Here is a 346-nt window from a genome sequence, read left to right on the forward strand (position 1 = left end):
TAAAGGTTCACTGCCGCCTCCACCGCGCCATCCAGGTCCATTGGCAGGATGAGGACGGAACCGAGACCTCGGGCGGCTGCGGGACGGAGGAAGAAAGACCAACGGTCCTCCATGGCCACGTTGGACACGTGGATTAAGGCGTGTGTCTGCCATGCGGTGAGGCGTGGGCCAGCAGGATAGCTGCTCTGTAGTTCGTCGAAAGCTCTGGCATCTGGGCTGCTGGCGGCCAGCGTTCGTTGCCGCTCGTCCACGTTCACGGTGATGGCGCAATGAATGGTGGTTCCGTGAGAGGAGAGTTCTTCGTAGATCCGGATGGCCACATCAACCAGAAAGCCATGGATGTCGG

The 346-nt window shown here is 60.4% G+C and carries 1 protein-coding gene; it reads right to left on the reverse strand.

Translation table 11 applies throughout. The annotated features are described in order from the left end of the window. Positions 1-346: hypothetical protein (locus tag SB679_RS23440; RefSeq protein WP_410704679.1), on the reverse strand; the 346-nt coding region annotated here is incomplete at both ends.

It is taken from the genome of Chryseobacterium sp. SIMBA_029, from assembly GCF_046535275.1.
Classification (GTDB): Bacteria; Bacteroidota; Bacteroidia; order Flavobacteriales; family Weeksellaceae; genus Chryseobacterium.